Source organism: Corynebacterium sp. ACRQP, from assembly GCF_022345915.1.
Lineage (GTDB): Bacteria > Actinomycetota > Actinomycetes > Mycobacteriales > Mycobacteriaceae > Corynebacterium > Corynebacterium lehmanniae.
Genome location: NZ_JAKRMZ010000001.1, coordinates 78,561 through 99,823 on the forward strand (window position 1 = coordinate 78,561; position 21,263 = coordinate 99,823).

The 21,263-nt window shown below is 64.7% G+C and carries 20 protein-coding genes and 1 tRNA gene; 10 read left to right on the forward strand and 11 right to left on the reverse strand.

The features are described 5' to 3' along the window. Positions 1–197: 197 nt before the first annotated feature. A complete protein-coding gene (locus MHY23_RS00380) occupies positions 198–1,505 on the forward strand; it encodes an HNH endonuclease signature motif containing protein (RefSeq protein ID WP_070474839.1) in 1,308 nt (435 codons plus the stop codon). On the opposite strand, the gene thrB is transcribed toward MHY23_RS00380, so the two are convergent. The 4 genes from thrB to argS form a co-directional block, all read right to left on the reverse strand. Beyond that, a complete protein-coding gene (gene thrB / locus MHY23_RS00385; RefSeq protein ID WP_239305941.1) occupies positions 1,506–2,435 on the reverse strand; it encodes a homoserine kinase in 930 nt (309 codons plus the stop codon). An 11-nt stretch (positions 2,436–2,446) separates the two neighbouring features. Further along, the gene (locus tag MHY23_RS00390) at positions 2,447–3,799 is read right to left on the reverse strand and encodes a homoserine dehydrogenase (protein ID WP_239305942.1); all 1,353 of its coding nucleotides are present in this window, start codon (positions 3,797–3,799) and stop codon (positions 2,447–2,449) included. Between the two features lie 86 nt (positions 3,800–3,885). Beyond that, entirely contained in the window at positions 3,886–5,250 is a 1,365-nt protein-coding gene (lysA, locus tag MHY23_RS00395) for a diaminopimelate decarboxylase (RefSeq protein ID WP_239305943.1), read from the reverse strand. After that, entirely contained in the window at positions 5,251–6,903 is a 1,653-nt protein-coding gene (argS, locus tag MHY23_RS00400) for an arginine--tRNA ligase (RefSeq protein WP_239305944.1), read from the reverse strand. It abuts the gene before it with no gap. Positions 6,904–7,069: 166 nt separating this feature from the next. Here argS and MHY23_RS00405 point away from each other — a divergent pair, with 166 nt between their 5' ends. The 5 genes from MHY23_RS00405 to MHY23_RS00425 all read left to right on the forward strand — a co-directional run bounded on the left by MHY23_RS00405 (position 7,070) and on the right by MHY23_RS00425 (position 12,129). After that, positions 7,070–8,740 carry an L-lactate permease gene (locus MHY23_RS00405; RefSeq protein ID WP_239305945.1) on the forward strand — a complete coding sequence of 557 codons (1,671 nt, stop codon included), beginning with the start codon at positions 7,070–7,072 and terminating at the stop codon, positions 8,738–8,740. Positions 8,741–8,831: 91 nt separating this feature from the next. Beyond that, entirely contained in the window at positions 8,832–9,617 is a 786-nt protein-coding gene (locus tag MHY23_RS00410) for a (Fe-S)-binding protein (RefSeq protein ID WP_181888230.1), read from the forward strand. After that, positions 9,614–11,167, forward strand: coding sequence for a LutB/LldF family L-lactate oxidation iron-sulfur protein (locus MHY23_RS00415; protein WP_239305946.1), 1,554 nt, complete (start codon positions 9,614–9,616; stop codon positions 11,165–11,167). Before MHY23_RS00410 ends, MHY23_RS00415 begins: the two co-directional genes overlap by 4 nt. Beyond that, a complete protein-coding gene (locus tag MHY23_RS00420) occupies positions 11,168–11,842 on the forward strand; it encodes an LUD domain-containing protein (protein WP_239305947.1) in 675 nt (224 codons plus the stop codon). Between the two features lie 210 nt (positions 11,843–12,052). After that, positions 12,053–12,129 (forward strand) — tRNA-Arg (locus tag MHY23_RS00425). Between the two features lie 340 nt (positions 12,130–12,469). Here MHY23_RS00425 and MHY23_RS00430 read toward each other — a convergent pair. Both MHY23_RS00430 and MHY23_RS00435 read right to left on the reverse strand, forming a co-directional pair. After that, on the reverse strand, positions 12,470–13,069 hold the full coding sequence (locus MHY23_RS00430; protein ID WP_200803038.1) for a cadmium resistance transporter: 600 nt from the start codon (positions 13,067–13,069) through the stop codon (positions 12,470–12,472). Next, a complete protein-coding gene (locus MHY23_RS00435; protein ID WP_181888220.1) occupies positions 13,069–13,428 on the reverse strand; it encodes a helix-turn-helix transcriptional regulator in 360 nt (119 codons plus the stop codon). Before MHY23_RS00435 ends, MHY23_RS00430 begins: the two co-directional genes overlap by 1 nt. Before the next feature lie 1,014 nt (positions 13,429–14,442). Here MHY23_RS00435 and MHY23_RS00440 point away from each other — a divergent pair. Beyond that, positions 14,443–14,637 (forward strand): hypothetical protein, encoded by a 195-nt coding sequence (locus MHY23_RS00440; RefSeq protein ID WP_239305948.1) that lies wholly within the window; start codon positions 14,443–14,445, stop codon positions 14,635–14,637. A gap of 137 nt (positions 14,638–14,774) precedes the next feature. Then, positions 14,775–15,026, forward strand: coding sequence for a hypothetical protein (locus MHY23_RS00445; protein WP_239305949.1), 252 nt, complete (start codon positions 14,775–14,777; stop codon positions 15,024–15,026). Positions 15,027–15,077: 51 nt separating this feature from the next. Here MHY23_RS00445 and MHY23_RS00450 read toward each other — a convergent pair whose 3' ends face one another. Both MHY23_RS00450 and MHY23_RS00455 read right to left on the reverse strand, forming a co-directional pair. Then, positions 15,078–15,533, reverse strand: coding sequence for a hypothetical protein (locus tag MHY23_RS00450; RefSeq protein WP_239305950.1), 456 nt, complete (start codon positions 15,531–15,533; stop codon positions 15,078–15,080). Beyond that, complete coding sequence (locus MHY23_RS00455; protein WP_239305951.1) at positions 15,523–16,209, reverse strand: hypothetical protein; 687 nt, start codon at positions 16,207–16,209, stop codon at positions 15,523–15,525. The genes MHY23_RS00450 and MHY23_RS00455 overlap by 11 nt, the downstream gene beginning before the upstream one ends. 190 nt (positions 16,210–16,399) lie before the next feature. Between MHY23_RS00455 and MHY23_RS00460 the strand changes: the two genes are divergently transcribed. Both MHY23_RS00460 and MHY23_RS00465 read left to right on the forward strand, forming a co-directional pair. Then, on the forward strand, positions 16,400–16,927 hold the full coding sequence (locus tag MHY23_RS00460; protein WP_239305952.1) for a YceI family protein: 528 nt from the start codon (positions 16,400–16,402) through the stop codon (positions 16,925–16,927). Between the two features lie 67 nt (positions 16,928–16,994). After that, a complete protein-coding gene (locus MHY23_RS00465; protein WP_239305953.1) occupies positions 16,995–17,813 on the forward strand; it encodes a polysaccharide deacetylase family protein in 819 nt (272 codons plus the stop codon). Here MHY23_RS00465 and MHY23_RS00470 read toward each other — a convergent pair. From MHY23_RS00470 to MHY23_RS00480, 3 genes are all read right to left on the reverse strand, one after another. Further along, entirely contained in the window at positions 17,810–18,040 is a 231-nt protein-coding gene (locus tag MHY23_RS00470; protein WP_239305954.1) for a PspC domain-containing protein, read from the reverse strand. The genes MHY23_RS00465 and MHY23_RS00470 overlap by 4 nt on opposite strands. An 89-nt stretch (positions 18,041–18,129) precedes the next feature. Further along, on the reverse strand, positions 18,130–18,603 hold the full coding sequence (locus MHY23_RS00475) for a MarR family winged helix-turn-helix transcriptional regulator (RefSeq protein WP_239305955.1): 474 nt from the start codon (positions 18,601–18,603) through the stop codon (positions 18,130–18,132). An 11-nt stretch (positions 18,604–18,614) separates the two neighbouring features. Next, complete coding sequence (locus tag MHY23_RS00480) at positions 18,615–21,263, reverse strand: AAA family ATPase (protein WP_239305956.1); 2,649 nt, start codon at positions 21,261–21,263, stop codon at positions 18,615–18,617.

A 21,263-nucleotide genomic window follows, 5' to 3' on the forward strand; every position in this document is an offset into this window, starting at 1 on the left:
TTTTCCATTCTGCAGTTGCGGAACGATCGGACACAATCGGACATTTCCCTAAATGTGCACTTGAGATGGTTCCGCAATTGCAGAATCCGCCCCCAGATGTCCACTAAAATAAACACAAAAATCCTTTATATCGAACACTCTTGCGTTTACGCTCGACGCCAAACAGCAACCGCCAAACCATCCCCGGGGGACCTGCCATGACAGCAGCCATCGAAACCGAGCGCACATCTCTGCTTATCGACGAGCTAAAGCACCACCACCGCAATTCCCACTTCCACCGCGCCGAAATGCTTAACGCCCTCGGCCAACTCGATGAAGCCGACATCGCCTCCCAGCGAGGTGAGACATCCACCGCCACCTGGCTCAAACGCGAGCTCAACCTTGCCACGGCCACGGCTTACGAATACGTCCACGTCTCCCGGGGTCTTCGCAGATTCCGCCTGCTGTATGAGACGTTTCGCTCCGGCATCATGCCGTACTCCACCATGCGCCTGCTGCTGCGCTACATGCACGAGCAGAACGAGGAAGAACTGGTAGACCTCGCTCTAATTCACGGTTACTCCGAACTCGAGCAGGTCCTTGCCGGCAGCGATCCCGCCGAGGAACGGGAGCCGGAGGAACCAGTGGTGACCGCGAAGTTTCGCACGGACGGCATGCTCGATTTCCGCGCACTGCTTCCGGCTGTCCAGGGCCAGGCGCTGCTCTGCGCGCTGAAAATCGCGCAGTTGGCGAACTACTGCGCAGAACTCCCCGATGTGGACGAGCTTGCAGACCCAGAGGAGCTAGAGAGGCTCATTGACGCAGTAGAAAACGAACCGGAGGCGTGCCCTGCAGACGAGACGGTGGAAACAGAACGCCCACGGACAAAGTTGGACATGGACAGCATCTTGCGGCCCCCGTCCCGCTACGGCAATCCGGAAAGGAAGGACCTCTACCCCGCTTTTGTTGCCATGATGGAGATGGTGCGTACGAACCCAGTCAGCGCCCTGCGCGCACCGGGCGCCCACGTCAATATTGTGCTCACGGAGGACGGCGGGGCATGGATGCCGCAGAACACCTCGGCTCGCTCAGCGGAGGTTCGAAGCTACATCGCAAACGCGAATGTTCGGCTGCACCTGCTAGACAAGAAAGGACTGACTATCCACGTCGGCCGGTCCCGCCGCTTCGCCACGGACGCCCAGGTGCTCGCCTTGCTCACGGCCTGGGGCCACCAGTGCGCGATGCCCGGTTGCAACCACAAGCGTTTCATCGAGATCCACCACATCCGGGAATGGGAAGAAGGTGGCGAGACGAACATGGACAACCTGATCCCACTGTGCTCGAGCTGCCACGCAAAGATTAGCCACGGGCTCGCCTATATTCAGCCGCACGGCCCTGACCTGTACTTCCGACTTCAGGACGGAACGCAGTATGTGTCTAGGAACCGCTCCCTGCCGACGAGGACGCGCGACCACACTGGTCCGCTGCGCGACACAGTTACGCCGGGTGACTCGTTCGCGGAATAGTTAGTCGCGCACGAGCTCCGCGGTGGCTGGGCCTGCGACGTCGAGTTCGATGACGCGGAGGCCGGCGGAACGGGCTTCGTCGAGAAGCGAAGGCTCCACCCCGGTCGTGGTGAGCACCAGCGCGGTCGGGCCGGCGCCGGAGAGGTAGGCGGCGTGGCCGCGGTTGCGCAGGCGGTTGACCCACTCAGCCGTCACCGGCAGGACGTCGGCGCGGTACGGCTGGTGGAGGCGGTCGCGGGTGCCCTCGAAGAGCAGCTGCGGGTGATGCTGCAGCGCGGCCGTCATCACTGCTGTGCGCGAGACGTTGAAGCGTGCGTCGGTGTGGGTGACGTGGCTGGGCAGCACCTTGCGCACGGCGTTGGTGGAGGCGTGGAAATCAGGAACGAGGGCGACGGCCTTGATTGACTCGTCCACCGGGATGCGCACGGCGCGGTAAGACGGCTTGGACTGGCCGTCGACGGGGATGTCCGTCCAGGACACTACTGCCCCGCCGAGGGCGGACGCGCCGGCGTTGTCGGGGTGGCCCTCGAACTCGGAGGACAGCTGCACGACCGCATCCTCGTCCAGCGGGAAGCCTGCCAGCGCGTTGGCGGCGACCACCCCCGCGACGGCGGCCGAGGCGGAGGAGCCGAGGCCGCGGGACTGCGGGATGGTGTTGTGGCACACCACGCGCAATCCGGGCGCGGAGACGTCGGCGGCGGACAAGCCGGACTGGATGGCCCGGACGACGAGGTTGGAGCTGTCGCGGGGTAGGTCGTCGGCGCCCTCGCCAAAGATTTCCACCTCGAGGCCGGATTCGGTGACCTCCACCTCAACGGTGTCGTAGATGCTCAGCGCGATGCCGAGGGTGTCGAAGCCGGGGCCCAGGTTCGCCGACGAGCCGGGGACGGTGACCTTGACTTTCAGGCCGGGCTGCAGATCGATAGCCATAGACGGAAACCTTAGGAGTCGAGGCGGATGACGGAGTTGACGGCGAGCACGTCGTCGTGGCCGGAAAGCTGTTCCACGATCGCCTTGAGGTCCTCCTCGAGCGCGGCGTGGGTGACAACGATCAGGTGGGCCTCGTCGCCGGACTCCTCCTGACGCACCGCGGACAGGGAAATGCCTGCCTTGGCGAAGCGGGCGGTGAGGCCGGCGAGCACGCCGACGCGGTCGTTGACCGTCATGTTGATGGTGTAGCGAGTGGTCACCTGCTCAAACGCGACGACCGGGTAGTCCGCGTAGGGGTTCTCGGCCGGGGCGCGGCCGCCGTGGACCTTGTTGCGGGCGGCGCCGACGAGGTCGCCGAGCACTGCGGATGCGGTGGGGGCGCCGCCGGCGCCGTTACCGTAAAACATAAGTCGACCTGCTGCTTCTGCCTCGACGAAGATGGCGTTGTAGGACTTGTCCACGGTAGCGAGCGGGTGCTCGTTGGGCACCAGCGTCGGGTGGACTCGGGCGTTGACGCCGGTGGTGTTGCCGGCGTCGTCGACAAGCCGCTCGCAAATGGCCAGCAGCTTGATGGTGTGGCCGGACTTCTTCGCGGCCTCGATGTCGTCTGCGGTGATTTTGGTGATGCCTTCGCAGTACACGTCGTCGAAGGTCACGCGGGTGTGGAAGCCCATGGAGGCGAGGATCGCGGCCTTGGATGCGGCGTCGTGGCCCTCCACGTCCGCGGTCGGGTCTGCCTCCGCGTAGCCGAGGCGGGTGGCCTCGGCGAGCGCTTCCTCGTAGCTCGCGCCGGTGGAGGCCATGGCGTCGAGGATGAAGTTGGTGGTGCCGTTGACGATGCCGGAGATGCTCTGCACTTGGTCGCCCGCCAGCGAGCGACGCAGCATGCCCACCACCGGGATGGCGGCGGCGACGGCCGCCTCGTAGTAGAGGTCGACGCCGGCGGCGTTGGCGGCGTCGGCAAGCTCGGCGCTGTGGGCGGCCACAAGGGCCTTGTTCGCGGTGACCACGGACTTGCCCGCCTTCAGCGCCTCGAGGACGAGCTCGCGCGGGTAGTCGATGCCGCCGATCAGCTCGACCACGATGTCCACGTCGTCGCGGGTGACCAGCTCGCGCGCATCCCCGGTCAAGTACAAGCCCTGGACCTCGGGAGCATCCTTATGCTTCTCGACGTCCGATACCGCGACACCCCTCACCTCGATCGGGCTGCCAATTCGGTGCTCCAAGCTGGAAGAGAACTCCGACAGCAGGCGCAGCACCTCGGTACCGACGGTGCCCTTGCCCAGCACGGCGATGCCCACGGGGGTGCCGATGCCCTTGCCCGGGTAGTTGCCGTTGTATCCCTCGGCGGTGGCGGAAGTCATGTTGCGTGTAGCTCCTTCGTCGTGCGTGGCGGGGATCAGCGGTGAACCGCTTTGTCTACTATCGCGCAAATGGCACCGACGGTCAATTAATATTCGCGGGCGATGAGATCCTCGACCGTCTCCCTACGCACCATCGGTGTCACCTCACCGCCGCGCACGGACACCACTGCCGGGCGGCCGAACGCGTTGTAGTTCGAGGCCATGGAATAGCAGTAGGCGCCGGTGGCGGCGAGAGCGATGAGGTCGCCCGGGGCGATGTCGTCGGGCCAGGAGGCCTCCTCCACCAGGATGTCTCCGGACTCGCAGTGGGATCCCACCAGGCGCGTGTCGGTGGGGGCGCCATCGGTGAAGCGGTTGACCACGCGGGCGTCGTAAAGCGCGCCGTACAGCGAGGGACGAATGTTGTCGCTCATGCCGCCGTCGACGGCGATGTAGCGGCGTGAGGTGGTAAACGAGGTGTCCACATCCTTGATCACGCCGGCGGTGTAGACGGTGACCGCGGACGGGCCGGCGATCGCGCGGCCGGGCTCGACCACCACGGTGGGCGCGGCGATGCCCAGCTCGTCGGCAACCTCCTGCACCGCGGCGAGCAGGTCCCGGGCCACAGCGTTGACGTCCAAAGGCGACTCCCCCGGCATGTAGGCGATGCCGTAGCCGCCGCCGAGGTCGAGGTAGCCCAGCGCCACGCCCTGGGTCTTCCAGATCTCGGCGTACAGGCCCAGCACGCGCTCGGCGGCGAGCTTGAAGCCCTCGGCGTCGAAAACCTGGGAGCCGACATGGCAGTGCAGGCCGGTCAGCTCCAGCCAGTCGGATGCGATGGCTGCGGTGGCGGCGGAAAGCGCGTCGCCGGTAGCGAGCGAGATGCCGAACTTCTGGTCCTCGTGGCTGGTGGCGATGAATTCGTGCGTATGCGCGTCCACGCCGGGCTTCACGCGGACGAAGACGTCCTGTTTCACGCCAGCTTGCTTCGCGACGGCCTCGAGCTGCGCCAGCTCCTGATGCGAGTCAATGACCACGTGGCCGACCTTGGACTCCACGCACAGGCGCAGAAACTCGTCCGACTTGTTGTTGCCGTGCACGGTGATGCGCTCCGGCGGAAAGTCCGCGGCCAAAGCGATGCGAAGCTCGTTCTCGCTGGCCACGTCGAGGGCGAGGCCCTCCTCGTCCACCCAGCGCGCCACGCGGCGGGTCAGAAACGCCTTGGAGGCGTAGTGCACGTTGCCCGGCGCCAGGAACGCGGCGGCCATGTCGCGGCAGCGGGAGCGGAAGTCGTCCTCGTCGATGACCACGACAGGGGTGCCGTACTCCGCGGCGATCTCGGAAAGGGGCACACCGGCGATGGTGACCACGCCATCTTCTTCGCGCTTGGCGCAGCGGGGCCAGACGTGTGCGGGCAGGTCGTTGAAATCGCCGCTGTCTTTCTCGTAGGGCGTGGAGACAAAAACGGTCATTTACATCCGCTCCGGTGCGCTCACGCCGATCATGCCGAGGGCGTTTGCGACGACCTGGCGCGACGCCATCGCCAGCGCCAGGCGGGCGGTGTGGATCGGCTCCGCGTCCTCGCCAGCCTTGGGCAGGATCTGGCAGGAGTCGTAGAACTTGTGGAACGCGCTGGCCAGCTCCTCGGTGTAGCGGGCGATGCGGTGCGGCTCGCGCAGCTCGGCGGCGGCGCGCACCACGGCCGGGTACTCACCGAGGGTGCGGATGAGGTCGCCCTCCTTGTCGTGGGTGAGCAACGCCAGGTCTGGGTCAGCGAAGGACACGCCTGCTTCCTCCGCCTTGCGCCCGATGGAACACAGGCGCGCGTGGGCGTACTGCACGTAGTAGACGGGGTTGTCGGAGGACTGCTTCGTCCACAGGTCCAGGTCGATGTCCAGGGTGGAGTCCACCGAGGAGCGCACCAGCGAGTAGCGCGCGCCGTCGACGCCGATGGCGTCCACGAGGTCCTCGAGCGTGATCACAGTGCCGGCGCGCTTGGACATCTTCACGGCCTGGCCGTCACGCACTAGGTTCACCATCTGGCCAATGAGCACCTCGACGGCGTCCGCGTTGTAGCCCAGCGCCTGCGCCGCGGCCTTGAGGCGGGCAATGTAGCCGTGGTGGTCCGCACCCAGCATGTAGATGGCCAGGGTGTGGCCGCGGTCGAACTTGTCGGCCACGTACGCGATGTCGCCGGCGATGTAGGCGGCGTCGCCGTCGGACTTGAGCACGACGCGGTCCTTGTCGTCTCCGAAGTCGCTGGAGCGCAGCCACCACGCGCCGTCGTTTTCGTACAGGTTGCCGTTGTCCTTCAGCGTCTGCACGGCCTTGTCAACGGCACCCGACTCGAACAGGGAGTTCTCGTGGAAGTACACGTCGAAGTCCACGCCAAACTCGTGCAGGGACTGCTTGATCTGCGCGAACATCATCTCCACGCCAGCCGCGCGGAAGGTCTCCTGCACCTCGGCGTCGGTGCCGTCGAGAGCATCAGGATGCTTTTCGACGACCGCCCGGGCAATCTCGCGGATGTAATCGCCGCCGTAACCGTCTTCCGGGGTGGGCTCGCCCTTCGCCGCGGCGACCAGTGACCGGGAGAAGCGGTCGATCTGCCCGCCGTGGTCGTTGAAGTAGTACTCGCGGGTCACCTCCGCACCGGCGGCTTCGAGCACGCGGCCGAGCGAGTCGCCCACCGCCGCCCAGCGGGTGCCGCCCAGGTGGATCGGGCCGGTGGGGTTGGCGGAGACGAACTCGAGGTTGATCTTCTCGCCCGCGTACAGGTCGCAGTGACCGAACTTCTCGGCTTCCTCCAGCACCTTCGCCACGAGCTGGCCCTGCGCGCCGGCGGCCAGGCGCAGGTTGATAAAGCCGGGGCCCGCGATCTCGGCGGAGTCGATTGCGGGGTTGGCCGACAGGTCGTCGACAAGCCAAGTAGCAAGCTCGCGCGGGTTGGTGCCAGCTTTCTTGGCCACCTGGAGCGCGGTGTTTGTGGCGTAGTCGCCGTGCTCGGGGTTGCGGGGGCGCTCCACGGTCACGGTCTCAGGGACGACGGAGGCGTCGAGTTCGTGGGCGGCGAGCACGCGGGTCGCGGCCTCTTTCACGGTGGTTGCGAGTTCAGCTGGCGTCATGGGGCACAAGTCTAAAACACCCGCCGACACCGCACGCAGCATGCCTACAGGCACCACGGTGCAATAGGTCACACCAAAGGAATACCCCTCTATTGGTCACTTCCGGGGTTATAGTGGCATATTGTTTCCCAGTCATTGCCCGTACTGACTCGAAAGAGCCTCCCCCATGGATCAATTCCAAGTCTTCACCGACGCAATCGGTGGCAGCGTGGGCCTCTCGGCACTGGTATCTACCTTGCCGCTGCTCACCTTCTTCATCATGCTGCTCGGTTTCAAGGCCCGCGCACACACCTCCGGCGCGGTCGCGCTCGTCGTTGCGCTGCTCGTTGCCATCCTCGGCTTCAACATGCCCACGGCGATGGCCATCTCCGCGGCGTTCCGCGGCGGCCTCTTCGGCCTCTTCCCCATCGTTTTTGTCATCCTGACGGCCATCTGGTTCTACCAGATCACCGTCGCTTCCGGCCGATTTGAAGACCTGCGCCTGGTCTTCGACAAGATGGGCAACGGCGACGTGCGCATCCAGGCGATGCTCATCGCGTTCTGCTTCGGCGGCCTGCTTGAGGCGCTCGCCGGCTTCGGCGCGCCGGTGGCCATTACCGCCACCATGATCCTCGCGCTGGGCATCCCGCCGCTGAAGGCCGCCACCGTGGTGCTGCTCGCCAACACCGCCCCGGTCGCGTTCGGCGCCGTGGGCATTCCGATCACCACCGCCGGCGAGGTCGGCGGCCGCACGGTCGAGCAGACCGAGAACATCGCGGCGATCATCGGTAACCAGACCCCGATCCTGGCGTTCTTCGTCCCCTTCATCATCGCGCTGATCATCGACGGCAAGCGCGGCGTGCGCGAAACCGCACCGGCCGCGTTCACCATCGGCCTGACCTTCGCCGTGGCCAAGTGGTGGACCTCCCACTACTTCGCCTACCAGCTCACCGACGTCGTCGCCTGCATCGTCGCGCTCGGCGCGGCGTTCCTGCTGCTGCGCTTCTGGCAGCCGAAGGGCATCAACGAGATGCGCCAGCGCCTCGAACTCCCGGAGCGCTCCGAGGAAGCAGAACTGCCAGGACACCGTGTGTGGATGGCGTTGATGCCGTACGCAGTTGTTGTGGTTATCTTCGGTCTGGCCAACCTGGGCAGCACCATCCCGGACTGGCTGAACAAGTTCAAGATCTCCTTCCCGTGGCCGGGCCTGGACGGCAAGCTTCTCGACGCCGCAGGTGAGACCGTCAACAGCGACTACAACTTCGCCTGGATCAACAACCCGGGCACGCTGCTGGTCATTTCCGCCCTTATCGTGTCCGTGGCCTACATGGTGTTCAACGAGAACGGCCGCTACAGCCTGACCTGGGGCCAGGTGGGCAAGGAATTCACCGACACGGTGTGGAAGATGCGCTGGTCCGCGCTGACCATCGTGCTCGTGCTGGCGCTGGCGTACGTGATGAACTACTCCGGCCAGACCGTGACCATCGGCGAGTTCTTCGCCAACCTCGGCCCGGCGTTCGCCTTCTTCTCCCCGGTCCTCGGCTGGGTTGGCGTGGCTGTGACCGGCTCCGACACTTCCGCCAACGCCCTGTTTGCCAACCTGCAGGTCACCGCCGCGAACAACCTGGGGCTCAACCCGGACCTCATGCTGGCAGCCAACACCACCGGTGGTGTTGTGGGCAAGATGATTTCCCCGCAGTCCCTCGCCATCGCCGCCACCGCGGTGAACATGGAGGGCAAGGAATCCGAGATCTTCAAGAATGTCGTCGGCTGGAGCTTCGGCTTCTTGGTTGCAGTGTGCGTGATAGTCTTCCTTCAGTCGAACGTTCTGAGCGTGCTTGCGCCGGTCGTTCCGTAACTGACAACCGAATATCGGAGCCCTCGAGGTCATCACAGCCTGCGGGGGCTTTCATTTTTCCCTGTGATCTCACAATTTTAGGAGTCCGAACATGCGAGTAGCGCTGTTTTCTACTTGTATCGGCGACGCCCTCTTCCCCGACGCGCACAAGGCTACGGCCATTGTGCTTTCCCGCTTGGGCTACGACGTTGTCTTTCCCGAACAGCAGACCTGCTGCGGCCAGATGCACGTGAACACCGGCTATAAAGAGCAGGCCCTTCCGATCATCGAAACCTACGTCGACGCCTTCTCGGATCCGTCGATCGACTACGTGGTCGCCCCCTCCGGCTCCTGCGCCGGCGCCGTGCGTGAGCAGCACGTCGAGCTTGCAGAGCGCTTTGGCTCCAAGGCGCTTGTCGACGGCGCGAAGACCGCGTCGAAGAAGACCTACGACCTCTCCGAATTCATCGTTGACGTCGCAGGCACCTACGACGTGGGCGCTTTCTTCCCGCACCGCGTGACCTACCACTCCTCCTGCCACTCCCTGCGCTTCCTCAAGGTCGGCGACCGCCCGACCGAGCTGCTGCGCCACGTCGAGGGCCTGGAGCTGGTGGACCTGCAGAACTCCGAGGAGTGCTGCGGCTTCGGCGGTACCTTCTCCGTGAAGATGCCGGAGGTCTCCTCCGCCATGGTCTCGGACAAAGTGCGCCACATCAAGGACACCCAGGCCGAGTACGTCACCGCCGGCGACTCCTCCTGCCTGATGAACATCGCGGGCGCAATGTCCCGCCAGCACCAGGGCATCCGCGCTGTGCACATGGCGGAGATCCTCGCCTCCACCAAGGAGCACCCGCTGACCCCGACGTCCGCGGCATACAAGAAGGAGAAGATGCTGTGAAGGTCGCACTCGGTCAACCCACCATGCCGCCGTACGCGAGCGGCCCGTCCCACCTGCGCGGCAAGGAGAAGTTCCAGAAGGCTGCGCACCACGAGCTCAACGACGTAACCAAGCGCCGCAACTACCAGTACGCCACCACCACCATCCGCGTGAAGCGACAGGCTGTTGTGGACGAGGTAGACGATTGGCAGGACCTGCGCGAGGCGGGCTCCACCATCAAGCGCGACGTCGCTGCGCGCATGCCCGAGCTGCTGGAGCAGTTCGAGCAAAACGTCACCGCCCGCGGCGGCCACGTCCACTGGGCGCGCGACTCCAAGGAAGCCAACGAGATCATCCAGGACCTGGTCCGCGCCACCGGCGAGGACAAGGTTGTCAAGATCAAGTCCATGGCCACCCAGGAAATCGCCCTGAACGACGAGCTGGAAAAGGCCGGCATCTTCGCGCAAGAGACCGACCTGGCAGAGCTCATCGTGCAGCTCGGCGAGGACTTCCCCTCCCACATCCTGGTCCCGGCGATCCACCGCAACCGCGCAGAGATCCGCGACATCTTCGCCGCGAAGATGCCGAACACGGACGAGACTTTGACCCAGGATCCGGCGGAGCTGGCTGAGGCTGCCCGCAAGTACCTGCGCCAGCAGTTCATGGAGGCCAAGGTGGCCATCTCCGGCGCCAACTTCGGCTGCGCGGATACCGGCACCGTCTCCATTGTGGAGTCCGAGGGCAACGGCCGTATGTGCCTGACCCTGCCGGAGACCCTGATCACCGTCATGGGCATTGAGAAGCTGCTGCCGAACTTCGAGGACCTCGGCGTGTTCCTGCAGCTGCTGCCGCGCTCCTCCACCGGCGAGCGCATGAACCCGTACACCTCCCTGTGGTCCGGTGTGACCGAGGGCGACGGTCCGCAGAACTTCCACATCGTCCTCCTAGACAACGGCCGCACCGCCGCCCTGTCCAGCGAGATCGGCCGCGAGGCCCTGAAGTGCATCCGCTGCTCCGCCTGCCTGAACGTCTGCCCGGTCTACGAGCGTGCCGGCGGCCACTCCTACGGCTCCACCTACCCGGGTCCGATCGGCGCGATCATCACCCCGCAGCTGACCGGCATCGACTCCTCGGACGACCCGAACGGCTCCCTGCCGTACGCGTCTTCCCTGTGCGGTCGCTGCAACGAGGTCTGCCCGGTGAAGATTCCGATCACGGACATTCTGCTGGAGCTGCGCTACCAGAAGGCGAAGAACGAGCCGAGCCACATCGAGCGCGCGGCGTTCGCTTCCCTGGCCCAGGTTTGGGGCCACAGCGGTGTGTGGGACAAGCTGGTGCGCATGGTGGCTCTGGGCCGCGTGCTCGGCGGCTTCAACGGCAAGATCGAGCTCATGCCGCCGCCGATCTCCGGCTGGACCGAGTACCGCGATGTCGCGGTGCCGCCGAAGAAGTCCTTCCGCCAGTGGTGGGGCTCCGAGGAAGCCGAGCGCCTGCTGGCCGAGGCCCGCGAGCAGGGCGTCCCGGAGGGCCAGAAGGTCACCGGCAAGCGTTTCGAGGAAGAGGACAAGTAAATGACTACTCGAGTAACCGGTAATTCTGCCCCGCGCGACACCCGCAACGAGGACGCGAAGCGCGAGATCCTCAAGCGCATCCGCGACGCGCAGCAGCTGTCCAACACGCCTGAGCAGGTGGAAGTGGTTCGCAACTACAACACCTCCTCCGACATCTCCGGCGACGACCTGCGCGAGATCCTCATCGACCGCCTCGTGGACTACAAGGCGGACGTTGTGGAGACTACCGAGGCGACCCTCGCCGAGGACATCGTCAAGGTGCTCGCGGACCGCAAGTGCAACGAGGTCGTCTACGCGCCCGGCCTGGACGCCTCGCTTTTCGACGGCTTCGCTGGCACCGCCCGCCCGGATTCCAACGACACGGACCCGCGTGAGCTTTCCGATGTCGACGCCGTGATCACCGATTCCAAGGTTACCTCCGCGCAGACCGGCTCCATCGTGCTGGAGTCCGGCGACGTGTGCGGCCGCCGCGCCCTGTCACTGGTGCCGGACCGCCACATCTGCATCGTGCGCCCGGAATCCGTCGTCTTCGGCGTGCCGGAGATGATCTCCCGCATCGATCCGGAGCGCCCGGCGACCATGATCTCTGGTCCGTCCGCGACCTCCGATATCGAGCTCGTGCGCGTCGAGGGCGTGCACGGCCCGCGCGACCTCATCGTGATGGTTGTGAAGTAGCCAGCGCTTAGCTGGCATAACGAAACGGCCGGTCCCTTTCGGGGCCGGCCGTTTCGCTGTCATTGTTTCCCGTGTCACGCCGTTCCCGCGGCGCGCACCAATGATTATGGGACATGGGTGTTGCAAAACCATGGGGTGAAGCTGGGAGTCGCCCTAGGGTTCGTTCCAATTTCGTTGGCTGTAATGCCGGGTGCTAACCTAGACGGCATTGTCTCCGTAGCTCAGTGGATTAGAGCATCGGTTTCCGGTACCGAAGGTCGCAGGTTCGAATCCTGTCGGGGACACCACTTGACCAGGGGGTTTCACGAAACTGTTCCAATCTTTTCACGAAACCTCCTGCCGGCCGAAGAAAAACGGCCGCGAACACAAAAATGACCCGCTCCGTTCGTTCGGAGGGGTCATTTTTCTTTGTCTGAACGCCGTTCCTGCTCGGGTTATAGCGCGGATTGTTTATGAGAGCGGACCGAGCCGCGGAAGAGTTTCCGTACTCATCTGGTGGCGCGGTTTTTGCAGCGCTTCATAGCGGTCTTGTTGCTGTGATCACGCAGGACTGGCTGCGGGTAGTTGTTGGGGTCTGAACCGAGAGGGGTACGCCCGGTCGGGGCCGTTTGGAACACTGCCGCTACGTCAGAGCCCGAAAGCTCCGCCGCTGACGAGGATCACGATGCCGAGGCCGATGAGAACGATGGGAAAGAGGATGTCCTCCCAGCGTTCGAGCACTTCCGCGATCGGGGGGCGGGTGGCGACGAACTTTGCCAGGGCCACCAGGACCGCAACGAGCGCGAGGAAGATAACGCAGTAGGCGACTACTGCGAGAGGCTCCACGCTGAGGAAGACAGGGGTGTAGACACCGATGTTGTCGCCGCCATTGGCAAAAGTGACGCCTGCGACTGTCCCCACGCCGACCTTCTTGCCGGCAACCTTGGCCTCGTCGTCATCGTCGTCATCGTCTCCGCGCCAGGCCTCCCATGCGGCCCAGAGGCCGATGCCCAGCGGGATGAGACCAAAGTATGGAATAGCTGCCGGGGGCAGAAATGCTCCGGCGCCGATGGTCACGAGGATCGCGGCGACGAGGATGCCGGCAAATCCGAGGTACTGGCCGGCCAGAATACGGGCGGTGGTGCCGCTCTGGCCTGCCCCTCGCGCGAAGAAGAGGGAGAGCACGATGATGTCGTCGATGTTGGTAGCTGCGAACAGGCCTATCGCCTGCAAGACCGTGGTGAGCATTACGCGCCCACCCCAGCTACATCGCATCCGGGAAGCGTGCAGGCGGGATCCATGCACGGGGCATCTTCGTCTACTGCCAAGGTGGCATCGACCAATGTAGTCAGCGCCTGCGCCAGGTGCGGATCGGCGATCTCGTATCGCGTCCGACGCCCCTCGGGCTCGGAGACGACGATCCCACAATCGCGCAGGCATGCCAGGTGGTTGGACACATTCGAGCGTGTCAGGTCCAGAGCTCGAGCCAGTTCCGCCGGGTAAGCGGGATGGTCGAGCAGGGTTAAGATGATCCGGGATCGAGTGGGGTCGGCCAGTGCACGACCCAGGCGGTTCATCACGTCGAGACGCGAAGCAATAGTCAGCATGCACTGAACTATACAGCGAGCGCTGAACGTGTCAAACCCGATGTAGCGGTGCAGCTGTGTGTGCTGCTCAAGAGACAGTGGAAGGAGCAGAGCTGGCAGAGATTCCGGCAAAGTTGCGAAAACAGCGTCGCCGGCTCGAGATTCAAGTTGCGCACGAGCCTGGCGTAGTTCGGGAGATCGGTTTTCAGGCCCCAAGCAATGATCCGAACGGGACAAAACTCGATGGCCTCATCATCTTGAACCGGGAAGGCTCGAACAAACTTATCTACCTCATCCGCAGCCTCGACTCGATTCCCGTTTGCAGCGGGGACACATCGGGGTTCGACGACGGTTCGCGCCGCCAAGGAGAGCCTTGCCGGATGGATTGCCGAGAGGGACAACGAGGGAGACAACACTGGCGACGGTGCATACTTGGTTGAACCACGCTCGTTTCTGATGATCGGCCCATGTGCGATTTGTGTGCCGCGCCCAAGGCAACCGAATTGGCTCGAAGTTCCGTAGCTTTGAAAGTTTCCGCTCGAACCGCAAGTCACCGGAGGTGCTCACCTTTGACGAGCTTGTCGAGCGTTCACGGTGGAGCGTGGAGCTTGCCGAGAGGTAGGAAGAGGCGGAAGCGGAGTTTCCTGACTTCCCGCTCTAAGGAGCGCTCCTGCTCACGTCACATAATTGACTTCTGTTGTGTAACCGGAGTCGGAACCCGGTGTAACCGGGGTGTAGCCACGAACCCGCTACAACTGGTCGGGGAGTTTACTGAAAGCTCCGAGCAGGGGTTCTGGTTTCTTTTCCCGTTCAATTCAGGAAACGCTGCCAGATTTAACCCTGCTTTCAAATCGGGTGACTTTCGGAGAGACTGACCCCGACAACATTCAATCTGGCGCGAAATGATTCGCCGGCGTGCACAATCGGGGTTCTGCATGCCGGTGAGGAACTAATTGTGGTTCAATTAACCCTAGACTCCACAGCCCGAACAGTCGTGGATAATGCCATTACCGGAAGGAAGCAGGTGCATGAACGATGACTCTCAAGATGATGAGCGCCGCCGGTCGAGCACGCCGCCGGGGAGTGGACGTCATGGAGACGAACCCTCGCCCGCTGCGAACGCAGGCACGCATGAAGGCCAACGATCCCCGGGCGACGATTTACAACGGGTGGAAAGTGACGTTCAACGCAATGGACAAGATCATTCGGACGGTTCTCCCGGCGAAGTAATTGACGCTGAACTCGTCGAGGAGGTCACCCGCCAGATTGCGAGTTCCGCTTACCTGTAGAGTGCCCCTGCACCAGCACCGGAGACGCTGGAAGCTTACCGACAAGTTGACCCCACTTTTGCCGACCGCGCAATGCGCATGGCGGAACAAAGCATTGCAGCCTCGAACCACGAGAAAGAGTGGCTTGCCAAAGGGGATGTGGACGCTCTCAAACGTGGTCAATACTTGAGTTTCGGCATGTTTCTGGCCTCGATCGGCGCTGCCTTGGCCGTTTACTTCGGCGGGGGTTCTGAGTGGCTGGCTGGTGTCTTCCTCGCGCCCCCAGTTTTTCAATTCCTAGGAAAGTTTGTCAGGACTGTTCGCAGGGAAGAAGATGACAAACTCGAATGATGCGCAATCTCTGACCTAAGGCGGACCGAAGCCCCCGCCTTTAATTCACCTCTAAGCGAGCTCGTCCCATTCAGCATCGACGAGCACGTGTCCGCCGCTGTCCGTGGCGACAGGCGGCAGCACTTCCAGGGGCGGGAGACCGTACGACATGAGCATGCGGGCGAAGGCGCGGTGGCTGGGGCTGCGCTCGTCGATAAGCTCCTCCGCTTCCATAATCACCTGCTCTGTGACGACGGTGAGGCCGCGCCAGAAGTCGTCGCGGCTGCCGCTGTAGGTGAACGCTATGTAGCGGGTGGAGGCGTCCTCGACGGTGCCGAAGGTGTAGTCGCAACCCGGCTCGAGGGCGTCGGCGGCGTGCAGCTTGGCTACCTGGAGCAGGGTGAGCAGAGGGTTGTCGCGTGGGTCGATGAGCACGAGGAACTCGGCGGGAGCGTCGCTGCCGCGCCAATGGTCGACTTCGGCGCGAAGCATGCCGGCGGTCATGTTGGGGTTCGAGTTAGCGATCATCGGCGGTCACCTTCCACTGCGGCGGGATGCGGAAACTGCCATCGCCCAGATGGTGGTCCTTCCAGTTCGCAATTGCGCGTGTCCAGCGGCCCGGATCGGTTTCTTTCCAGCTGTGGTCGCGTTCGATGGAAAGGTGCGCGTCCAGGAGGCGGGTGGTCGCGTCGGTGACGTCGTCGGCCAGGGTGTGGGCGAAGTCGCCGTCGAACATCTGGTCAGCCCAGCGAATGAACGGTAAGAACAGCGGGTCAGCGAAGTCTTCGCACGGCGGGTCGATGACAGTCCCGTCCGGGAGGTACACGTAGTCGATGACGTGCTGGTTTTGCGCCATTTCCGTCTCCGCAATGTCCATCAGGCGGATCAGGCGCGACGTGTTCAGTATCAGCGCTCCGTCGAACTCTTCGCCGTCCACGCGTGTGATCCAACCGGCATTGACCAATCGCTCGATACATCCTTTGAGCGGAAAGTTGGGTTCGCGCCACCAGGGACGCTCATAGGCCTCCTCCGGGATGTAGTGGATCATCCCGATGCACCCGCGGCGGAAGTTCCCGTGGCGGTCAATGATCTCGCCGGTGTAATCATCGGCGTATTTGCTCACATGTGCGAGGGCCGTTTTGTCTTGGTACTCCAGTGATGGGGTCATCACCTGCATCACTGCGTCAGAAAGTATTTCTCCCAAATGGTTCTCCTTTGTTTCCGTCTTTTTACTAGACCGATCAGTACGGTAAGACCCGCTAGGGGAATTGTCAAGAACATATGTTCGACATAGTAGGTGCCGGCAGGAGAACTTGTTGACACGTCACCATGGCGCGCGTAGCATCACTCTCGTTCCATAGTTGACCCATCAACAAAATTCGAAGGAGACAATCATGCAGACCGGTACCTACGCTCTCGACCCCGCCCACTCCTCCATCGGCTTCACCGTGCGCCACGCCATGGTGACCAAGGTCCGCGGCGAGTTCACCGACTTCGACGCAACCGTGACTATCGCGGAGGAGCCGTCCGCAAGCACCGCTTCCGGCACCGTGCGCACCGCGAGCGTGGACACCCGCAACGCCGACCGCGACGCACACGTGCGCGGCGAGGACTTCTTCGCCGTCGAGCAATACCCGGAGATGACCTTCACCGCCACCAGCTTCGACGTCGACGCGCAGGGCAACGGCACTGTCACCGGCGACCTGACCATCAAGACCACCACCAAGCCGGTCACCTTCGACGTCGAGACCTTCGGCGTCGAGGAGGACCCGTTCGGCAACACCCGCCTCGGCTTCGAGGCCCGCACCACCATCAACCGCAGTGAATACGGCATCGACTTCCAGGCGCCGCTGAACTCCGGCGGCATGCTGGTCAGCGAGAAGGTGGGCATCGAGATCGAGGGCTCCGCGATCAAGCAGTAGCTTCTCGACGAGCACTCCGCTCCCCCACCCACTAGAATTTCAGTCTGTGCTGAGCAGGAAAACCTTCATGTCCGCCACGGCAGTGGCGGGCTTTTCTGCGTTGGTGGGGTGTGCCGGCCCGCGGGGCACCACAGGCATAACTGTGACGGAGACGGCGACCACGACGGTCCGTGAGACGGTGACGGCGTATCCCGGCCCGGAGCGCTACGCGGGCCGGGTGCCGCAAGCGTTCGGGACTTCACTGCGCGGCATCGTGGAGACGGTGCCGGTGACCCCGGGCAGGCGCACGATTGCGCTGACCTTCGACGCCTGCGGCGGGCCGAGTGGTTCGGCCGTGGACCAGGGGTTGATAGACGGGCTGCGCGAGCATGCCGTGCCCGCAACGCTGTTTTTGAGCGCCACCTGGATCGACGCGAACCCGGAGGCGACGCGGAACTTGGCGGCGGATCCCCTGTTCCGCCTGGAAAACCACGGCACTCGCCACCTGCCGCTAAGCGTCAACGGCCAGGCGGCTTACGGCATCGCGGGCACTGCGACGCCTGCGGAGGCCATCGCGGAAATCGACGGCAACAGGGCGCTGCTGGCGGAATACGGGGTGGATTCGACGTGGTTTCGCTCAGGCACGGCCCACTACGACAACGTCGCCGTCCACATCGCCCGCGAGCGCGGGGTACAAATCGCGGGCTATTCCGTCAACGGCGACGCTGGGGCGACTGCGGCGGCGGGCCATGTGGCGTCGACAATCATGCATGCCCCCGACGGGGCGATCGTGCTGGCGCACATGAACCACCCCTCCTCCGGCACCGGGCCGGGTGTGCGCCGCGCGCTGGAGCAGCTGCGCGGCGACGCGGTGCGGTTTACGTTCCTCGACGGGAGCGGGCCCTAAAACTCGGCCGGCATGATCATCCAGGCCACGCCGTAGGCCAGCAGACCCGGGAACAGGCCGATGAGTGCAAGCAGGACGAAAACGACGCGCACGACGGTCGGGTCCACGCCGAGGTACTGGGCGATGCCGCCGCACACGCCGGCGATGTACTTGTCGGTCATGGAGCGCTCGAGGCGCTTCGGGGAATTGCCGGGGTTGATCTGTTGCGGGTTGTAGGGGCTCGACATAGCGCTGTCCTTTCGTGCTCGGAATTGGTGCGTCCCATCCAACCCCCGTTCGCGGAAGCCCGCAAGGACGGGCGTCGTGCAAAACCGCGTTAGCACTGGCGGGTGGGTAGTTCTTGGGCGCCGATTACGTCGGCGAAGAACTCACGGATCTTATCGGCGCGGTCCTCGTTGAGGTGGTCGAAGATGAGGCGCCGGACGGTTTCGACATGGTCCGGAACCGCGTCCTCGAGATGCGTCATGCCCTGGTCCGTGAGCGTGACCAGAACGCCGCGGGCGTCGCCGGGGCACTTGCTCTTGGTCAGCAGACCCCGCTTTTTCATGCGGGTGACCTGGTGGGAGGCACGGGAGCGGTCCCAGCCGAGCTCGTCGCACAACTCGCGGAGACGCAGCGTGTGGTCTTCCGCTTCCGACAGCGCGACGAGGACAGAGAATTCAGACGAAGAAATCTCGCTGCCCTCTTGGAGGCGGTCGTCGATGGTGCGGGAGATCTTGTTGAATCCGGCCAGGATTAGCCGCCACAGTTGCTGTTCTTCGTCGTCAAGCCACCGCGGTTGTGTAGTCATACCGGCAGATCCTAGCCCATGGTCGCGGTTTTCAACTCGTCCATGGAGTACGTGCGCGCGGCGGCGACGCGGTCGAAGCGCTGCGGGAAGCAGGTCAGCACCAGCAGCTGCGATGTCTTCCCCACCTGGGAAAACAGCGAGTTCATGCGGGCGAGGCGCTCCGGGTCGGTGGCGCCGAGGGCGTCGTCGACCACCACCGGCACCGGGGTGGTTTCGCCGGAGGCGGTGACTAGGTCAGCGATGGCGAACCGGGTGAGGATGGCCAGCTGCTCCTTCGTGCCGCCGGAGAGCTGGTCCAGCGGCACGCTCACCCCGTCGACGGTGCGCTCGGTGACGGTGAGATCGTCGCCGAAGTTGAAGTCCACGGTAGGTCCGAACAGCACGCGGGCGCGGTTGCGGATCGCTTCGTTGAACGGCGCGGTGTAGCGGGCGCGGGCGGCGTCGCGGTGGGCGTGCATCGTCTCGCGCAGCAAGCGCACCGCGTCGGCGCGGCGGGTGGTGCGGGCCAGCTCGGTCTCCGCGGCATCGAGCTCCGCGGCCGCGCGATCCGCCTTCTCAGCGGTGCCGGCGGCGATCTCAATGCGGCCGGTCAGCTCGGTGATGCGGTTTTTCGCCTCTGCCTGGCGCTTCTCAAGGTTCTGCAGGCGAGTCTTCGCGCCCTCGAGCATCTGCTGGACGATCTCCGGGTCGGCGGCCGCGAGCTCGGCGGACAGCGCCGCGTGCGCCTCGTTGGCCTCGCGCTCCTGCTCGCTGGCCGATTCGAGGGCGCTCTCGAGCGTGGTCTTCGGTGCGTTGTCCTCGGCGTGTGCCAGCTCGTCGGCGGCATGGCTGGCCTCGGCCTGCTTCGCCTCGAGTTTGGTCTGCACGACGGTCAGCTCGCTTGCGGCGGTGCGGTCGGCGTAGGGCTTGAGCGCGGCGTCGGCGGCGTCGACGTCCTTTTCCGCCTTGTCCAGCGCCTTCTGTGCGTCCTTCACGGCCAGTTCCGCGGCCTGCTCGGTGTCGGGGAGCTCGGCGGTGTCGATCGCCTCGGCGAGTTCCTCTAACTGGGAGGTGAGGCGGTCGCGCTCGGCCGCGAGCTCGTCGGCGTCGGTGCCGGCCAGCGCGTCGTCGCGGCGCTGGCGGGCGGACTTCACCTCTGCCTCGTGCGCCTTGCTGGCGTCGCGGGCGGCGCGGGCCTCGTCGACGTCCGCGCAACCGAGCTTGGACAGCAGGCTGGAAAGGGCGTCCTCGGCCTTTTCCACAGCGCGGCGGGGGTCCTCCGACCCCTGGGCGGCGCGGAAGACCACATCGAAGTCGTCGAGGGTGAGGCGCGTGCCTTCGTAGACGGCGACGGACTCGGTGCCGTCCACGCCCACGCTTTCGCCGTCGACCTGGATGGTCTTTCCATCGGCGGTGATCTCCAGCTTGGCGGAGGCCGCCTCGCGCAGGCGCCGCTGCAGCGTCAGCTCGCTTTCGGCCTGCTCCAGCTTGCGCACGTCCGCGTCCGTGACCTGCAGGGCGGGGGCGTTTTTGAGCAGGGTTGCGTAGGCTTCCTCTGCTTTGCCGATGAGGGTGAGTTGGTCGGTGACGACCGTGAGGCGCCGAGAGGCACGCACGTGGTCGCGGACGTTTTCGGCGCCGCGCAGGGTGGTGCGAGCGGTGGCGAGGCGGGTTTTCGCCTCCTCGACCTGCGCCGTCAGCTCGGTAATCTTCTCGCGTTCGGCATCGCGCGCCTCCTGCGCCGGCGCAAGGGCGGCCTGCAGGTTCTTTTCCTCCTCGCGCAGCTTGGCCACGCGCTCGGAGAGGGCGGTGCGCTCGGCGAGGTCCTGCTCGGCGCGCTTCCTGGCGACGGTGGCGCGCTCGAGCTGCTCAGCCGCAGTTTTGGCTTTCTCGGCGAGTTGGCTGGCCTGGGCGAACTCGGCCTCGCGCTCGGCGAGCTCTTCGTGGGCCTGCGGCAGCTCCGTGTCCACCGCGCGGATTTCGTCTTCGCGGCGGGCCACCTCGTCCACAAAGGTGGCCAGCTGCTGCACCTCATTTTCCGCGGCGCGCAGGGTCTCGCGAGCGGTGTCCACGGCGTCGGACTTGGCGGTGAAGGAGGCTTTGGGCTTGGGCGGGGTCGCGGCCGTCCAGTAGCGGGCGTACTCCGCCTCGATGGCGGCCATGAGCTCGGTGTCCTCCTCGCCGGAGCGCTCGGTGCCGTTCTCCGCGTCGAGCGCCTGGGAGATGGACGGGATGCCGGCGGCGGCGATGCCCGGGTCCAGCTCGCCCTGGCGCAGGAACAGCGTCTTGGCCAGGCTGGTGTCCATCTGTTCGGCGATGATGCGGGCGAGCTCATCGTCCGCCTGACGGCCGGTGAAGTTCTTGTGCACCGGCGAGAGGATCTCCAGCTCCGAGAGCTTGCCCTTCAGCCAGCGCTTGTGGATTGTGAAGGTGGTCTCCCCCACCGTCGCGGTCATGGTGACCTCGGGGGACGCGTCGCGGCCGACCGGGGCGAAGATCTTGATCTTTTTGCCGCCGGCAGAGTGGCGCTCCTGCAGCACGGTGCCGATGGCGTCCAGGATGGTGGACTTGCCGGCCTCGTTCTGGCCGTAGATGACAATCACGCCGGTATCCGGCAGGTCGCGCAGCTCCAGGTGCTCGATGGCGCGGAAGTTGTCGATGACAAGGTCGTGGATGCGCAT